Consider the following 16046-nt stretch of genomic DNA (forward strand, 5'->3'; position numbering starts at 1 on the left):
GGCGCGCAGGGCGCGGGCGGCGCGGCTCCCGCGTTCGCCGAGCGCCACGGGCTGACCTCGTGGAGCATCGGGACGGTCCCGCGGCGCATCACCACCGACCCGGGCGCCCGCGGGCCGGCCATCACCGGCTACCCCGCGCTCGTGCCCGAGACGACCGCCGAGGGCGGCCCCGCCGCGGGCCTCACGGTGGCGCGCTCGGCCGAGGACCAGGCCGCGTGGCACCGCGCCGGCGTGATCCGGCTGCTCCTGGCGACCCTGCCCAGCCCCCAGCGCTACGTGCTGGACCACCTGGACAACCGCGAGAAGCTCACCTTCACCCAGAACCCCCACGGCTCCGTGGACTCCCTCGTGGCCGACTGCTCCCAGGCCGCCGTCGACCGCCTCGTGGGCGACGAGCTGCCCTTCGACGAGGCCGCCTTCCGCACGCTCTTCGACCGGGTGCGGGCGGACCTGATCGACACGGTGTTCGCCGTGACGCGGCTCGTGGAGCAGGTCCTCTCCCGCGCGGCCGAGGTCCGGCGCCGCCTCAAGGGGTCCGTCTCGCTGGCCATGGCCCCGGCGCTGTCCGACGTGAAGGCCCACCTGGAGCAGCTCGTGTTCCCCGGGTTCGTGGCCGCCACGGGCTGGGAGCGGCTGCAGCACCTGCCCCGCTACCTGCAGGGCATCCTGGTGCGCCTGGACCGGCTCGACGCCGGCGGGCACCTGCAGCGCGACGGCCAGCACATGGCCGTGGTGCAGCGCCTCGAGGACGAGTTCGACGCCGCCGTGCAGGCGCACCGGGCCCGGTTCTCCGGGGTGCCGGTGCCCGCGGACCTCGAGCGCGTGCGCTGGCTCATCGAGGAGCTGCGCGTCTCCTTCTTCGCCCAGGAGCTGGGCACGGCCGTCTCGGTCTCGGAGAAGCGGGTGCGCCAGGCGCTGGCCCAGGCCGCACGGGCCTGAGCCGGACGGCCGGAGCGGGTCCGAGCGGCTCAGTCCTGCGGGACGACCTCGCCGTGGCCCAGCTCGCGCAGCGCCGCGCGCAGGCGGGCGGCGGCGTCGTCCATCTCGGCCGGGTCCGGGGAGTTGTCCACCCGGTCCAGGTCGAAGTCGGCCAAGGAGTTGGAGGGCCACACGTGCACGTGCAGGTGCAGGATCTCGTAGCCGGCCACCATCAGGCCCGCGCGCTGCGCCGAGAAGGCCCGGACCTGGGCCTTGCCCAGCTGCTGGGCCACCATCATCAGGTGCGCCACCAGGGCGGGGTCGGCGTCGACCCACGCGTCGACCTCCTCGCGGGGCACCACGAGGGCGTGGCCGGGGTTGAGGGGGCCGGTGGAGAGGAACGCGACGCACGTCTCGTCCTGCCACACGAAGCGGGCGGGCAGCTCGCCGGCGATGATCCTGCTGAAGACGCTGGCCATGGGGGTCCTCCTGGTGGGTCGTCGGGGCGTCGCCCCGGGGGGCTCGTCAGTCCCGGCCGGGCTCGCCGTGCGGGTCGGGGCCGACCGCGACGGCGTTGGACGGGTCCTGGATCCATGCTGACCACGAACCGGGGTAGAGCGCCACTCCGGGACGCCCCGCGACGGCCAGGGTGAGCACGGCGTGGGCCGCGGTCACGCCCGAGCCGCAGTACACCGCGACCGGGGTCTCGTCGTCCACGCCCACGGCGTCGAACCGCGCGGCGAGCTCCTCGGCGGGGCGCAGCCGGCCGTCCTCGGCCAGGGAGCCGGCGGTGGGCAGGCTCCGGGCCCCGGGGATGTGCCCGGCCACGGGGTCGATCGGCTCGGTCTCCCCGCGGTAGCGCTCGGCGGCGCGGGCGTCCAGGAGCAGGCCGCCGGAGGCCATCGCCTCGGCGCCGGAGGTGTCCACCACGGGCATCCGGCCCCAGGAGGTGCGGGCCGAGCCGGGCATGGGGATGACCTCGCCGGGCTGCAGGGGCAGGCCGCCCGCGCGCCACGCGGCGAGGCCGCCGTCCAGGAGCATCGAGTCCCGCAGGCCCGCGTGCCGCAGCAGCCACCAGGCGCGCGCCGCGGACAGGCCCCGGTCGTCGTCGTAGACCACCACTGTGTCGCCGTCGTCGATCCCCCACATGCGCACGGTCTCCGCGAACTGGCGCGGGTCCGGGAGGGGGTGGCGGCCGGCGGCGGGGCCGGCGTGGCCTGCCAGCCGGCTGGGCAGGGAGACGTAGACGGCGCCGGGCAGGTGGCCCCGCAGGTAGGCCTCGTGGTCCGCGCCGCCGCCCGTGGCGCGGAAGCGGACGTCGAGCAGGACCAAGCGCCGCGGCCGGCAGCGGCCGGGCTGGGCGTAGGCGGGGGCCTCGGGGACCTCCGGCAGCGGCTCGGTGGGGCTCAGGCCGAGCCAGTCGGCGAGCACCCCCACGGAGACGAGGGTGGGCGGCTCGGCGGCCGCGGGGTCGACGCCCTCGCCGCCGGAGGCCGGGTCGCCGCCCGCATCATGGGTGGACGACGGGTCGGCCGTCGGCGCCGGGACCACGCGGCCTTCGGCCCCGTCCACGACGACGAGTGGGTCGGGACGGTCCGGGTCGGAGCCGTGGCGGTCCGGGACGGGGGATGGGTCCAGGCTCTCGCTGTGCACCCGGACACCCTACTCCACCCGCCGTCCGGGGCCGCTGATAGCCTGGAGGGCGCCCCTCGAGGGGCCCGACGCCCCCGCCGCGGACGCGGCCGACGCCGCAGAAGGAGACCTGAGCCAGCGTGAGCGCCCCCGATCCCGGACCCCGCGTCGTCCGCCCCCGCGCCACCCGGCAGAAGGCCGCCGTGGACCGCGCGCTGGAGACGATCCCGGACTTCGTGAGCGCCCAGGAGCTGCACGCGCGCCTCCAGGAGGAGGGCGAGCGGATCTCCCTGGCCACCGTCTACCGGACCCTGCAGCAGCAGCTCGAGGACGGGCAGGTGGACGTGCTGCGGCGCGAGGACGGCGAGTCCGTGTATCGCCGCTGCGAGGCCCGCGGGCACCACCACCACCTGGTGTGCCGGCTGTGCTGGTCCACCGTGGAGGTCACCGCTCCCCCGGTCGAGGCGTGGGCGGCCCGGATCGCCGCGGAGCACGGGTTCACCGAGGCCGAGCACACCGTGGAGATCACCGGCGTGTGCGCCGACTGCGCCGCGACCCGGGCCGCGGACGCGGGCTGAGCCGCCCGGCCTGCCTCAGCCTCGGTCGGGCGGGCAGTCGGCGGGGTCGTCGAGGTGCACCAGCAGCGGGGCGTGCAGCGCCCCGCGGCCGTACACCGCGTCCAGGTTGGCGGCGGTGAGCACCTGCGCGGGCGGGCCGCTGGCCACCACTCGGCCGTCCATGAGCACCACGTGGTCCGCGGCGGCGGCCTCGTCGAGGTCGTGCGTGGTGTAGACCACGGACACCCCCCGCTCCGGCTGCTCGTGGATGATCTCGTCGATGGTGCGGGCGGAGACGATGTCCAGGCCCGTGACGGGCTCGTCCAGCATGAGCACGTCGTGCTCCTGGGCCAGGCCCTGGGCCACGTAGACGCGCTGGCGCTGCCCGCCCGAGAGCTGGTCCAGGTGCCGGTCCGCCAGGTCCGTCACGCGCACCCGCTCCATCGCGGCGGCCACGGCGGCGCGGTCCGTCGCGCCCAGGCGGCGGAACCAGCCGGCGGTGGTGTACCGGCCCATCGTGACGACGTCGTGCACCGTGAGCGGCACCCCCTGCGGGAACTGGAGGGACTGCATCACGAACGAGATGAGCCGCCCGTGCCGGGACGGGCTCTCCCCGCGCACTTCGAGCCGGCCCGCGGCCGGGTCCAGGACGCCGGCGAGGGCCTGCAGGAGGGTGGACTTGCCGGACCCGTTGGGCCCGATCACGGCCACCACGCAGCCGGCCGGCAGCGTGAAGGAGGAGGCCTCGACGGCCAGGTGGTCCCCGTGGCGCAGCTCGAGGTGCTCGGCCACGGCCAGCGGCGCGGGGGCGGCCTCGGGGACGACGGCGGCGGATCGGCTCACGGGGACACGCTCCTGCGGGTGGGGGTCTCGACGACGGCGCGCCGGCGGTCCGCGCGGACCCGGCGGCTGCGCAGGGCGCGCAGCCCCGCCCGGCCGGCCAGGACCACGAAGAACATCGCGATCGGCACGAGGGCCATGGTGGCGGAGGCGGCGGTGCCGAGGTGGTAGCTCAGGACGAGGCCGATCGTGACGCCGGCGGCGCCGAGCAGCACGGCCAGCGCCATCATCTGCGGCACGGTGCGGGTCAGCAGGGCCGCGGTGGCGGGCGGGCCCACGAGCAGGCCGAACACCAGCACGGTGCCCACGGCCTGGAAGGAGCCGATCACGGCGGCGCCGATCATCACCAGCAGCAGCGCGTGGGTCAGGCGCGGGCGCATGCCCAGGGAGCGCGCCTTGGCCGGGGAGAAGCTCAGCGCCATGAGCGGGCGGTAGAGCACGAGGGCGAGCACCAGCACGAGCGCGGCGATCACGCCCTGCCGCACGATCCCCTCCCAGGTGACGCCGAGGGCGTCGCCGAAGAGGATGGCGGTGAGCGAGCCGGTGTAGGAGTCGGAGAGGGAGATGATCACCACGCCGAGCGCCATCATGCCCACGAAGAGCAGGCCGATGGCGGTGTCCTCCTTGAGCGTGGTGGCCCGGTGCACCAGCGAGATGCCGGCGAGCATCACGAGGGCGGCCAGGGCCGCGCCGAGGTGGGCGTCGAAGCCGAGCACCACGGACAGGGCGATGCCCGGCATGACGCCGTGCACGAACGCGTCGCCGAAGAAGCTCATGCCGCGCAGCACGAGCCACGTGCCCACCACCGCGCAGAGCGCGGCGGCGATGAGCCCGCCCACCAGCGCCCGCTGCTGGAAGCCCAGCAGGAAGGGCTCGATCAGCCAGTCCATGCTCACTCCCCCAGTGCGTCGGCCAGGACGCGGGCGTTGTGCAGCATGGCCTCGGCGTAGCCGGCCTGCTCGCCGTCGTCCGGGCCGACGCCGCCCTCGTAGAGCTCGACGACCGGGGTGGAGCCGCCGCCGTCGGCGGCGATGGACTCCACGGTGGGCGCGCCGCCGCCGGCCGAGGTCACCAGCGCGTCGGCGCCGGAGTCGGCCACGGCGCGGGTGAGCTCGGCGATGCGCTGGGAGGAGGGCTCGCCGTCGGTGGAGCCGCCGGGGACCACCACGCCCGCGACCTCGAAGCCGTAGGCGGCGGCGAAGTAGCCGTACGCGTCGTGGTCGGCGATCAGCCGGCGACGGTCCTCGGGCACGGCGGCCAGGATCTCGCGGACCTCGGCGTCGGTCGCCTCGAGCTCGCCGCGCACCTGACGGCCGCAGTCGGCGAACCGGTCCTCGCCGGTGTGCTCGGCGAGGGCGTCGCCCATCACCTCGGCGGCGCGGGCCATGCGGGCCACGTCCATCCACACGTGCGGGTCCTGGGAGCCGTGGTCGTGCCCGTCGTGTGCGCCGGCGGAGCCCTCCTCGGCGTGGGCCGCGTGCTCCTCCGCGGTCTCGCCTGCGTGCCCGTCGGCGTGGTCGTCGTGGCCCTCGCCGGCGCCGAAGGGCAGCGGGTCGAGGCGGGGGGCCACCTCCAGCACCTGCGCGCCGTCCTGGGCGGCGTTCTCCAGCGCCGAGGCCATGCCGGCCTCGAGGCCGAGGCCGTTGGCGAAGACCAGGCCCGCGCGGGCCATCTGCGCCACCTGCTGCGAGGACGGCGCGAAGTCGTGGGGGTCGTCCCCGGGGCCCATCACCGTGGCCGTAGTGGCGTCGGCGCACCGGGCGACGTCGCCCAGCACGGAGCCGAGCTGCGTGGTGGTGGCCACGGCGGCCGGATCGCCGGAGCCCGCCTGCCCGTCCCCGCCGGAGTCGGCCCCGCAGCCGGCGAGGGCGAGGGCGGAGGCCAGGGTCAGCGCGGCGGCGGCGCGACGGCGGGGGGTGCGGTGCACGGGGGTCCTTTCGGGGTCGGCGGCGGGACGAGTCCGGGCCGCCTGCAATTGACAACGATTCTCATCGTAGCAGGCCCGCGGACGACGGCGGCCCCTCCCCCGCGGGCGGCGGGGAAGGGGCCGGGGCGCGCCGATCAGGCGGGGCGGAAGCGGCGCGGGGACTGCGTCACGTCGTTGATCTCGCCCACGAGCTCCTCGAGCACGTCCTCGAGGAACAGGACGCCGGCGGTCTCCCCCTCGGGGGTGATGACGCGGGCCAGGTGCGAGCCCGTGCGCTGCATCAGCGCCAGGGCGTCCTCCACCTCGTCCTCGAGCCGCACGTTCGCCAGGGAGCGCACGCGCGTCAGCGGGATCGGCTCCTCGTGCCCGGACGGGCCCACCATGAGCACGTCCTTGAGGTGCAGGTAGCCGGTGTAGCCGCCGTCGGGGTCCTCCACGACGAACCGGGAGTAGCCCACCCGGCCCACCGTCCATTCGAAGTCGTGCGGGGTGATGCCCTCGGGCACCGTCACCACCTTCTCGAGCGGCACCATCACGTCCCCGGCCGTGTGGTCGGAGAACTCCAGGGCCGAGTGCAGCACGCCGGACTCGTCCTCGAGGGTGCCCGAGCGGGTGGACTCGGCCACGATCGACTGGACCTCCTCGAGCGTGTAGGAGGAGGCGACCTCGTCCTTCGGCTCGATGTGGAAGGCGCGCAGCACCACGTTGGCCGTCCAGTTCAGCACCGTCACGATCGGGTGCAGCAGCTTGGACAGCCACACGAGCGGGCGGGCCAGGATCATCACGGCCCGGTCCGCGAAGGACACCGCCGCGTTCTTGGGCACCATCTCGCCGAAGGTCACGTGCAGGAAGGTGACCACGAGCAGCGCCAGGACGAAGGCCGTGACGTCCGCGGCGGCGTCGGGGACGCCGAGCGCCGTCATCGGCCCCACCAGCAGGTGGTGCAGGGCGGGCTCGGAGACGTTGAGGATGAGCAGGGAGCAGACCGTGATGCCCAGCTGGCAGACCGCCAGCATCTGGGAGACGTGCTCCATCGCGTAGAGGGCCACCTGGGCGGGGCGGGAGCCCGCCTCGGCCTTGGGCTCGATCTGGGAGCGGCGCGCGCCCATGACGGCGAACTCGCCGGCCACGAAGAAGGCGTTGGCCACGAGCAGGACCACCAGCCACAGGATGCCGATCACGTCCTCGTTCATGCGCGGGCCTCCTCGCCCCCGGCGGCGGCCGGGTCGAAGCGCACGCGCTCCACCCGCCGGCCGTCCATCCGCTCCACGGACAGCGTTCCGCCGTCCACGCTCACCACGTCCCCGACCGCGGCCAGGCGGCCGAGGCGGGCCATGATGAATCCGCCGATCGTCTCGTAGGCGCCGTCCTCCGGCACCGACAGGGACGTGATCTGGGCCTGCGCCTCGTCCGGGCGCAGCTCGGCCGGGAAGTACCAGCGGCCCGCGGCCGTCTGGAGCACGCCCGGGGTGACCTTGTCGTGCTCGTCGGCGACCTCGCCGACGATCTCCTCCACCACGTCCTCGAGGGTGACCACGCCGGCGGTGCCGCCGTACTCGTCCACGACGACGGCCATCTGCAGGTTGGCGTCGCGCAGCTCGGCCAGCAGCTGGTCCAGGTGCACGGTCTCCGGGACGCGGATGACCTCCGTCATCAGGGAGCCGGCCTCGAGGTCCGCGCGGCGCTCGCGCGGTACGGCCACGACCTTCTTCACGTGCACGACGCCGCGGATGTCGTCCGAGGACTCGCCGATCACGGGGAAGCGGGAGAAGCCGGTGCGGCGGGCCAGGTCCACCACCTCCGGCAGGGGCTGACCCTCGCCGACCGTCTCCACGCGGATGCGCGGGGTCATCACGTCCGCGGCGGTGCGGTCCGCGAAGCGCAGGGTGCGGTCCAGGAAGGTGGCGGTCTGCTCGTCGAGGGTGCCCAGCTGGGCGGAGCGGCGCACGAGGGAGGAGAGCTCCTCCGGGCTGCGGGCGCCGGAGATCTCCTCCTTGGCCTCGATGCCGAAGCGGGCCAGCACGCCGTTGGAGAAGCCGTTGAGCACGAGGATCGCGGGCTTGAACACGGTGCTGAAGAGCAACTGCGGGCGGGCCAGCGCGCGGCCGATGGTCATCGGCTCGGCGATCGCCATGTTCTTGGGGATGAGCTCGCCGATCAGCATGGACAGCAGGGTGGCCACCACCATGGCGATCACGAGCGAGACCGTGCCCACGACGGACTCGGGCACGCCGACGTCGAGCAGCACCGGGTCGATCAGCCGGCTGATCGCCGGGTCCATGACGTAGCCGGTGAGCAGGGTGGTCAGGGTGATGCCGAGCTGGCAGGCGGAGAGCTGGGTGGAGAGGGACTTGAGGCAGCGCAGCAGCGGCTCGGCGCCCTTGTCCCCCTCGTCCACCATGCGCTGCACGGTGGGGACGTCGATGGCGATCATGGAGAACTCGACGGCCACGAAGAAGCCGGTCCCCAGGACCAGGGCGAACCCCAGGATCAGCAGGAGCCACTCCATCCGCTCTCACCCCCTCCCGCGGCCTCGGCGGGGCGGTGCGCTGCACCGGGACTGGAGGGCTCCGATCCGGCCGCGTCCGCGGGCGCGGACGGGCGGTCTGGCACACAGGTGTCAGGGTGATCCATAGTGCCGCCAGTATAGGGGCGCGGACCCCTCCCGACACTCCGCCGGGCGGGGTCCTGCGCGGCGGGGCGGGCGGGGCGGGCGCTCACCAGGACGAGGCGACCGGGCGGCCTTCCTCGTAGCCGGCGGCGGACTGCACGCCGACCACGGCGCGGTCCCGGAACTGGGCGAGGTCCTGCGCGCCGGCGTAGGTCAGGGACGAGCGCACCCCGGAGGTGATGGTGTCGATCAGGTCCTCCACGGAGGGCCGGCGCGGGTCCACGTACATGCGGGAGGAGGAGATCCCCTCCTCGAACATCGCCTTGCGCGCCTTGGTGAAGGCGTCCTCGTGGCGGGTCCGGTGCTGCACCGCGCGGGCGGAGGCCATGCCGAAGCTCTCCTTGTAGCGGCGGCCGTCCGGGCCGTGCACGAGGTCGCCGGGCGACTCCAGGGTCCCGGCGAACCAGGAGCCGATCATCACCGAGCTCGCCCCCGCAGCGAGCGCCAGGGCGACGTCGCGCGGATGCTTCACGCCGCCGTCGGCCCACACGCGCGCCCCGAGGTCGCGCGCCGCCGCCGAGCACTCCAGCACGGCGGAGAACTGCGGGCGGCCCACCGCGGTCTGCATGCGTGTGGTGCACATGGCGCCCGGGCCCACGCCCACCTTCACGATGTCCGCGCCCGCCTCGACCAGGTCCCGGACGCCGTCGGCGGAGACCACGTTGCCGGCGACGACGGGCACCGGCGCGTCCAGGGCGCGCACCGCCGCCAGGGCGTCGAGCATGGACTGCTGGTGCCCGTGCGCGGTGTCCACGACGAGCACGTCCACGCCCGCCTCCACGAGGGCGGCGGCCTTGTCCCCCACCGCCCCGTTCACGCCGAGGGCCGCGCCCACGCGCAGGCGGCCGGCGTCGTCGAGGCTCGGGGTGAACAGCGAGGAGCGCAGCAGCCCCGCCGCGGTGACGACGCCCCGCAGCGCGGGGGCGGCGGAGCCGGCGGCCGGCTCCACGACGGGCGCCATGTCCTGCCCGGCCGCGTTCAGGCGGTCGAAGGCCGCGCGCAGGGCCTGTGCCCCGTCCGCGCCGCCGGCCTCGCCGAGCTCGGCCGGGGTGAGGGTGACGGAGGCCGGCTGCATCACGGAGGCGGCGGAGGCGAAGCGGTCCACGTCCTCGCAGTCCCGCGGTCGCACGACGCCGAGCAGGCCGCCGTCGGCGTCCACGACGCACACCGCGCCGTGGTTGCGGCGGTCCACCAGGTGCAGCAGGTCCAGGACCGTGTCCTGCGGGCCCACCGTGAGCGCGGTGTCCGCCACCGGGTGCGCGGCCTTCACGCGGCGCACCACCTCCGCGATCACCTCGACCGGGACGTCCTGCGGGAGGATGCCGAGTCCGCCGCGGCGGGCCATCGTCTCCACCATGCGCCGGCCGGTGACGGCGGTCATGTTGGCGGAGACCAGCGGGATGGTGGCGCCCGTTCCGTCGTCGGGCGCGATGTTCACGTCCAGGCGGCTCGTGACCTCCGAGTGGGAGGGCACCAGGAAGACGTCGTTGTAGGTGAGGTCGACCGTCGGGGAGGTGAGGAAGCGCATGGTGGCAGTCTCGCAGACCGGGCGGACGCCGCACAGGCGCTCCGACGCCCGGGGACCCCGTGCGAGACGGGGCGTCCGGCATCCCCAGCGCGGGCCGCGAAGATCTATGATGTCCCAAGGCGTTCGCGGCCCCTCGCACCCCTGTGCAGTCGGCCCTGCGCAGCACACTGCATCCCAATGCTCAGGAAGAGGCGTTACACAGTGCCAGAACTCACGTCGGACCGGCTCGCTCAGGAGTTCCCGGGGAACGAACGGCTCGTCGCCGAGACCTACCGGAAGTACCGCGCGGACTCCGGTTCCGTGGACCGGCAGTGGGCGCAGATCTTCGCCCGCCTCGAGGCCAGCGCGCCCGCCCCCGCCGAGAAGGCCCCCGCCCAGGCCGCGGCGAAGGCCGCCCCGAAGGCGGAGTCCCAGGCCGAGGCCAAGGTCACCGAGCCGAAGGCCAAGCCGGCCCCCGCCCGTGGCGCCCAGCCCAAGGAGACCTCCACGAGCACGGGCCCGAAGGTCAAGAAGACCCCGGCCGCCCAGGCCGTCCCCTCCGAGCCGGCGGACCCCTCGAAGGACGCCGCCAAGGAGGAGAAGCAGGAGAAGGCCACCGTCCTCAAGGGCATGGCCAAGGCCGTGGCCACCAACATGGACGCCTCCCTGTCCATGCCCACGGCCACCACCGTGCGCGACGTGCCCGCCAAGGTCCTCATCGACAACCGCGTGGTCATCAATAGCCACCTGGCCCGCACCCGCGGCGGCAAGGTCTCCTTCACCCACCTCATCGGCTACGCCGTGGTGCGCGCCCTCGCCGCCATGCCGTCCATGAACGTGACCTACGAGGAGCGCGACGGCAAGCCCACCATGGTGGAGCCGGCCCACGTGAACTTCGGCCTGGCCATCGACCTGCCCCGCCCGGACGGCTCCCGCTCGCTCGTGGTGCCCAACGTCAAGGCCGCCGAGACCCTGGACTTCCGCGGCTTCTGGCAGGCCTACGACGACCTCGTCCAGCGCGCCCGCAAGAACAAGCTGACCATGGACGACTACGCCGGCACCACGGTCTCCCTGACCAACCCCGGCGGCATCGGCACCGTGCACTCCGTGCCCCGCCTGTCCAAGGGCCAGGCCGCCATCATCGGCGTCGGCGCGCTGACCTACCCGGCCGCCTTCCAGGGCGCCGCGGAGTCCACGCTGCACGACCTGGCGATCTCCAAGACCATCACCCTCACCTCCACGTACGACCACCGCGTGATCCAGGGCGCCGGCTCCGGCGAGTTCCTCAAGATCGTGCACGGCCTGCTGCTCGGTGAGGACGGCTTCTACGACGAGGTCTTCCACTCCCTGCGCATCCCCTACGAGCCCGTCCGCTGGGCCCAGGACCTCCAGGTGAACCCGGAGGAGCAGGTCGGCAAGGTCGCCCGCATCCAGCAGCTCATCCACGCGTACCGGGACCGCGGCCACCTGATGGCCAACGTGGACCCGCTCGAGTACTCGATGCCGTACCATCCGGACCTCGACATCCGCGAGCACGGCCTCACCCTGTGGGACCTGGACCGCCAGTGGCCCACGGGCGGCTTCGGCGGCGCCTCCACGCTGACCCTGCGCAAGATCCTCGGCGTGCTGCGCGACGCGTACTGCCGCACCATCGGCGTCGAGTACATGCACATCCAGGACCCTGCCGAGCGCGCCTGGTTCCAGGAGAAGCTCGAGCAGCCCTACGCCAAGCCCACCCGCGAGGAGCAGCTGCGCATCCTGGGCCGCCTCAACGCCGCCGAGGCGTTCGAGACGTTCCTGCAGACCAAGTACATCGGCCAGAAGCGCTTCTCCCTCGAGGGCGGCGAGTCCCTGATCCCGCTGCTGGACGGCATCCTCGGCGACGCCGCGGACGCGGGCCTGGACGAGGTCGCCATCGGCATGGCCCACCGCGGCCGCCTCAACGTGCTCACGAACATCGCCGGCAAGACCTACGGCCAGGTGTTCCGCGAGTTCGAGGGCGCCACCCCCGGCGGCACCTCCGGCTCCGGCGACGTGAAGTACCACATGGGCACCGAGGGCACGTTCGTCTCGGACGCCGGCAACAGCACCCGCGTGTACCTCGCGGCCAACCCCTCGCACCTGGAGGCCGTGGACCCGGTCCTCGAGGGCGTGGTGCGCGCCAAGCAGGACCGCCTGGACCTGGGCGGCCAGCGCCCCGACTCCTTCTCGGTGCTGCCGATCCTCGTGCACGGCGACGCGGCCTTCGCCGGCCAGGGCGTCGTCACCGAGGTCCTGCAGCTCTCGCAGCTGCCGGGCTACCGCACGGGCGGCACCATCCACGTGATCGTGAACAACCAGGTGGGCTTCACCACGCCCCCCACGCAGGCGCGCTCCGCCGTGTACTCCACGGATGTGGCCAAGACCATCCAGGCGCCGATCCTGCACGTGAACGGCGACGAGCCCGAGTCCGTGATGCACGTGGCCGAGCTCGCGTTCGAGTACCGCCAGCGGTTCAACAAGGACGTCGTGATCGACCTCGTCTGCTACCGCCGTCGCGGCCACAACGAGGGCGACGACCCCTCGATGACCCAGCCGCGCATGTACAACCTCATCGAGCAGAAGCGCTCCACCCGCAAGCTGTACGTCGAGTCCCTCGTGGGCCGCGGCGACATCACGCAGGAGGAGGCGGACACCGCGCTCAAGGACTACCAGCAGCAGCTCGAGCGCGTGTTCGCGGAGACCCACGAGGGCTCCGCGTCCTCCGGCGGCGAGGGCATCCGCCCGGCCGAGGACCGCGACCAGGCCCCCGAGGCCCCCGAGTCCACGGCGATCTCCGCCGAGACCCTGCGGGCCATCGGCCAGGCGCACATCGACGTCCCCGAGGGCTTCACCGTGCACCCCAAGCTCGCGGCCCTGCTCGAGCGGCGCGCCAAGATGGCCGTCAACGGCGGGATCGACTGGGGCTTCGCGGAGCTGGCGGCCTTCGGCTCCCTGCTCATGGAGGGCGTGCCGGTCCGCCTGGCGGGCCAGGACTCCCAGCGCGGCACCTTCACGCAGCGCCACTCGGTGTTCCACGACCGGATCACCGGCGACGAGTGGGCGCCGCTGAAGAACCTCTCCGAGGACCAGGCGAAGTTCTGGGTGTACAACTCGCTGCTGTCCGAGTACGCCGCCCTCGGCTTCGAGTACGGCTACTCCGTGGAGCGCTCCGACGCGCTCGTGCTGTGGGAGGCGCAGTTCGGCGACTTCGTCAACGGCGCGCAGACGATCATCGACGAGTTCATCTCCTCCGCCGAGCAGAAGTGGGCGCAGACCTCCTCCGTGGTCCTGCTCCTGCCGCACGGCTACGAGGGCCAGGGCCCGGACCACTCCTCCGCCCGCATCGAGCGCTTCCTGCAGATGTGCGCCGAGGACAACATGCGCGTGGTGAACCCCACCACGGGCGCCAACCACTTCCACCTGCTGCGCGAGCAGGCCTACGCCCGCCCGCGCCGCCCGCTCGTGGTGTTCACCCCGAAGCAGTTGCTGCGCCTGAAGGCCGCCGCGAACTCGGTGGAGGACTTCACCGAGGGCCGCTTCCAGCCGGTCATCCCGGACGCCGGGGTGGATCCGAAGAAGGTCACCCGCGTGCAGCTGGTCTCCGGCCGCCTGTACTACGACCTGCTCGCCCGCCGGAACAAGGACGGGGACGAGACCACCGCGATCGTCCGCGTGGAGCAGCTCTACCCGCTGCCCCTGGACGAGCTGCGCGCGGCCCTCGAGGCCTACCCGCAGGCGGAGGTCGTGTGGGTGCAGGACGAGCCCGCCAACCAGGGCCCGTGGCCGTTCATGGCGCTGAACCTGCTGCCGCAGCTCGACCGCGAGGTGCGGCTGGTGTCCCGCTTGGCGTCCGCCTCGACCTCGGCCGGCACCAAGGGCCGCCACGACCAGGAGCTCTCCACGCTGCTGGACGCCGGGTTCGCCCGCTGACCCGGACCGTCCCGGCGCCGCCACCGCACCCTCGAGTGCGGCGGCGGCGCCGGGTCGGCCGACGAAAGGACACACCGTGAACGACCGCCGGATCCGGATCGCCGCCGTCGGCGACCACCTCCTGGCCGGTGCGGGCGACGCCCGCGCCATCGGCTGGTGGGGCCGCGTGCTGGCCCGCACCCAGGCCCCGGGCGTGGAGCTGGAGAACTACGTGCTGGCCGTGCCGCACGAGACCACCGAGGACCTCAACGAGCGCTGGTGGGGCGAGGCCTCCCGCCGCTACTCCGAGGACACCGAGAACCGCCTGGTGGTGGCCCTCTCGGACGCCGACCTGGACCTGGAGGCGTCCTCGACCGCCCGGTCGCGCCTGAACCTGGCCAACGTGCTGGACACCGCCTCCCAGCGCGGCATCCCCGTGCTGGTCGTGGGCCCCACGCCCACGCTGGACGAGGAGCGCAACGCCCGCCTGGCCGAGCTCAACGCCGCCTACCTGGACGTCGCGGACCGGCGCAGCCACGTGTACGTGGACACGTTCACCCCGCTGCAGGGCCACGAGCAGTGGCGCGCGGACCTGGCCGCCGGCGAGGGCCGTCCGGGCCAGGCCGGCCACGGGCTCATCGCCTGGCTCGTGCTGCACCGCGGCTGGTACCAGTGGCTGGGTCTGCCGGAGCCCACCGCCTGATGTGACAGAATGGTCCACTGACCGCTGACCGACTCGTCGAAGGGAGACGCCATGAGCAAGCGTGCACGCAAGCGTCGCGACCGCAAGAAGGGCGGTGCCAACCACGGCAAGCGTCCCAACGCCTGATCACTGATCGGCGCTGTGGACCGGCCGGGTGAGCACCCGCTGGACACGATGACGCAAGGGCCGTCCCCGAGGGGGACGGCCCTTGCGTTCGTCTGCGGTCGCCCTGCCCCGCCCGGCCCCGTCCGCGGACGGCGCACGACGGCGGCGCCCCGGCGGGGGCGTCAGCGCGAGGTGACGCGCGTCGTCGAGATCTGGGTGATGCGGCTGAGGATGGTGGTGCGCAGCTGCTCGGGCGCCTTCTCCTGGCAGGAGCGGCGGACGGCGGTGCGGATGAACTGCTCGAGCTCCTGCTGGTGGCGGCAGTCCTCGCAGTCCTCCACGTGGGCGCGCACCTGGTCGAGCTCCTCGGGCGTCAGGGCGCCGTCGAGGTACTGGTACAGGCGCTCCAGGGTGTCGTCCTGGGCGTCGCGGCACTCACGGCCGTGCTGGTCCGCGGTCATCGCGTGGCCTCCTTCGTGCTCGTCTCGGTCTTCTTCGCGGCCCCGCGCCCGGTCTTCTTCGGCTGCGCCTTGATGCCGCGCTCGGCGGCGTAGTCGGCCAGGCGCTCGCGCAGCTGCTTGCGGCCGCGGTGCAGGCGGGACATGACGGTGCCGATCGGCACGTCGAGGATCTCGGCGATCTCCTTGTAGGCGAAGCCCTCCACGTCCGCGAAGTACACGGCCAGGCGGAACTCCTCGGGGATGGCCTGGAGGGCGTCCTTCACCTCGGAGTCCGGCAGGTGGTCCAGGACCTCGGTCTCGGCGGAGCGCAGCCCGGAGGAGGTGTGCTCGGCCGCGCGGGCCATCTGCCAGTCCTCCACCTCGGGGCTGTCCGCCTCGAGGGGCTGGCGCTGCCGCTTGCGGTACAGGTTGATGTACGTGTTGGTGAGGATCCGGTAGAGCCACGCCTTGAGGTTCGTGCCCGGCCGGTACTGGTGGAATGAGGAGTACGCCTTGGTGTAGGCCTCCTGCACCAGGTCCTCGGCGTCCTGCGGGTTGCGCGTCATGCGCATGGCGGCGGAGTAGAGCTGGTCCACGAACTCGAGGGCGTCGCGCTCGAAGCGCGCGCGCCGCTGCTGCTCGGACTCGGCGACGACGTCGATGTCCGCGCGGTCGTGCTCCGGGGCGTCGGCGGGCCGGGCGATCTCCGGCATGCTGTTGTCAGTGCTCATCGCGCGCCAGTCTACGTCTCGGTCCGGGCGCGCCATCAGGGCGGTCCTCATGCACGGCTCCTCTCCGACGGCGTCCTGCGGGGGC

The 16046-nt window shown here is 73.6% G+C and carries 15 protein-coding genes; 5 read left to right on the top strand and 10 right to left on the bottom strand.

Annotation, left to right across the window (positions count from 1 at the left end):
- The coding region (locus NWP10_RS03125) for a DUF3418 domain-containing protein (protein WP_258299864.1) at window positions 1-939 on the top strand (939 nt) is incomplete at its 5' end.
- A gap of 29 nt (window positions 940-968) precedes the next feature.
- Here NWP10_RS03125 and NWP10_RS03130 read toward each other — a convergent pair.
- Complete coding sequence (locus NWP10_RS03130; protein ID WP_017489023.1) at window positions 969-1397, bottom strand: HIT family protein; 429 nt, start codon at window positions 1395-1397, stop codon at window positions 969-971.
- A 46-nt stretch (window positions 1398-1443) separates the two neighbouring features.
- A complete protein-coding gene (locus NWP10_RS03135; RefSeq protein ID WP_184171665.1) occupies window positions 1444-2571 on the bottom strand; it encodes a sulfurtransferase in 1128 nt (375 codons plus the stop codon).
- 119 nt (window positions 2572-2690) lie between these two features.
- Here NWP10_RS03135 and NWP10_RS03140 point away from each other — a divergent pair, with 119 nt between their 5' ends.
- Window positions 2691-3128: a Fur family transcriptional regulator gene (locus NWP10_RS03140; RefSeq protein ID WP_158492081.1), complete on the top strand. Its 438-nt coding sequence runs from the start codon at window positions 2691-2693 to the stop codon at window positions 3126-3128.
- A 15-nt stretch (window positions 3129-3143) separates the two neighbouring features.
- On the opposite strand, the gene NWP10_RS03145 is transcribed toward NWP10_RS03140, so the two are convergent.
- The 6 genes from NWP10_RS03145 to NWP10_RS03170 all read right to left on the bottom strand — a co-directional run bounded on the left by NWP10_RS03145 (window position 3144) and on the right by NWP10_RS03170 (window position 10073).
- Window positions 3144-3950, bottom strand: coding sequence for a metal ABC transporter ATP-binding protein (locus NWP10_RS03145; RefSeq protein ID WP_184171667.1), 807 nt, complete (start codon window positions 3948-3950; stop codon window positions 3144-3146).
- The gene (locus NWP10_RS03150) at window positions 3947-4837 is read right to left on the bottom strand and encodes a metal ABC transporter permease (protein ID WP_184171669.1); all 891 of its coding nucleotides are present in this window, start codon (window positions 4835-4837) and stop codon (window positions 3947-3949) included. Before NWP10_RS03150 ends, NWP10_RS03145 begins: the two co-directional genes overlap by 4 nt.
- 2 nt (window positions 4838-4839) lie before the next feature.
- Window positions 4840-5874, bottom strand: a complete 1035-nt coding sequence (locus NWP10_RS03155; protein WP_258299865.1) for a metal ABC transporter substrate-binding protein — start codon at window positions 5872-5874, stop codon at window positions 4840-4842.
- Between the two features lie 134 nt (window positions 5875-6008).
- A complete protein-coding gene (locus tag NWP10_RS03160) occupies window positions 6009-7067 on the bottom strand; it encodes a hemolysin family protein (RefSeq protein ID WP_017489040.1) in 1059 nt (352 codons plus the stop codon).
- Window positions 7064-8383, bottom strand: coding sequence for a hemolysin family protein (locus tag NWP10_RS03165; RefSeq protein WP_258299866.1), 1320 nt, complete (start codon window positions 8381-8383; stop codon window positions 7064-7066). Before NWP10_RS03165 ends, NWP10_RS03160 begins: the two co-directional genes overlap by 4 nt.
- Before the next feature lie 208 nt (window positions 8384-8591).
- A complete protein-coding gene (locus NWP10_RS03170) occupies window positions 8592-10073 on the bottom strand; it encodes a GuaB1 family IMP dehydrogenase-related protein (protein WP_258299867.1) in 1482 nt (493 codons plus the stop codon).
- A gap of 201 nt (window positions 10074-10274) precedes the next feature.
- On the opposite strand from NWP10_RS03170, the gene NWP10_RS03175 reads away from it, so the two are divergent.
- From NWP10_RS03175 to NWP10_RS12475, 3 genes are all read left to right on the top strand, one after another.
- Complete coding sequence (locus NWP10_RS03175; RefSeq protein WP_258299868.1) at window positions 10275-14003, top strand: multifunctional oxoglutarate decarboxylase/oxoglutarate dehydrogenase thiamine pyrophosphate-binding subunit/dihydrolipoyllysine-residue succinyltransferase subunit; 3729 nt, start codon at window positions 10275-10277, stop codon at window positions 14001-14003.
- Window positions 14004-14079: 76 nt separating this feature from the next.
- Window positions 14080-14685: a GDSL-type esterase/lipase family protein gene (locus NWP10_RS03180; protein ID WP_017488543.1), complete on the top strand. Its 606-nt coding sequence runs from the start codon at window positions 14080-14082 to the stop codon at window positions 14683-14685.
- A gap of 51 nt (window positions 14686-14736) precedes the next feature.
- A complete protein-coding gene (locus NWP10_RS12475) occupies window positions 14737-14811 on the top strand; it encodes a 50S ribosomal protein bL37 (RefSeq protein WP_096498094.1) in 75 nt (24 codons plus the stop codon).
- A gap of 161 nt (window positions 14812-14972) precedes the next feature.
- On the opposite strand, the gene rsrA is transcribed toward NWP10_RS12475, so the two are convergent.
- Together rsrA and NWP10_RS03190 are read right to left on the bottom strand one after the other, a co-directional pair.
- Entirely contained in the window at window positions 14973-15251 is a 279-nt protein-coding gene (gene rsrA, locus NWP10_RS03185) for a mycothiol system anti-sigma-R factor (protein WP_017488542.1), read from the bottom strand.
- The gene (locus tag NWP10_RS03190; protein WP_026106873.1) at window positions 15248-15961 is read right to left on the bottom strand and encodes a sigma-70 family RNA polymerase sigma factor; all 714 of its coding nucleotides are present in this window, start codon (window positions 15959-15961) and stop codon (window positions 15248-15250) included. The genes rsrA and NWP10_RS03190 overlap by 4 nt, the downstream gene beginning before the upstream one ends.
- Window positions 15962-16046 lie beyond the last annotated feature (85 nt).

The sequence above is a fragment of the Micrococcus sp. HG099 genome (genome assembly GCF_024723355.1).
Lineage (GTDB): Bacteria > Actinomycetota > Actinomycetes > Actinomycetales > Micrococcaceae > Micrococcus > Micrococcus endophyticus.

Excerpts from the sequence above, each read along its gene's own strand:
- NWP10_RS03130 (WP_017489023.1), bottom strand. The coding sequence starts at position 1,397 with ATGGCCAGCGTCTTCAGCAGGATCATCGCCGGCGAGCTGCCCGCCCGC.
- NWP10_RS03150 (WP_184171669.1), bottom strand. The coding sequence starts at position 4,837 with ATGGACTGGCTGATCGAGCCCTTCCTGCTGGGCTTCCAGCAGCGGGCG.
- NWP10_RS03160 (WP_017489040.1), bottom strand. The coding sequence starts at position 7,067 with ATGAACGAGGACGTGATCGGCATCCTGTGGCTGGTGGTCCTGCTCGTG.
- NWP10_RS03165 (WP_258299866.1), bottom strand. The coding sequence starts at position 8,383 with ATGGAGTGGCTCCTGCTGATCCTGGGGTTCGCCCTGGTCCTGGGGACC.
- NWP10_RS03170 (WP_258299867.1), bottom strand. The coding sequence starts at position 10,073 with ATGCGCTTCCTCACCTCCCCGACGGTCGACCTCACCTACAACGACGTC.
- rsrA (WP_017488542.1), bottom strand. The coding sequence starts at position 15,251 with ATGACCGCGGACCAGCACGGCCGTGAGTGCCGCGACGCCCAGGACGAC.
- NWP10_RS03190 (WP_026106873.1), bottom strand. The coding sequence starts at position 15,961 with ATGAGCACTGACAACAGCATGCCGGAGATCGCCCGGCCCGCCGACGCC.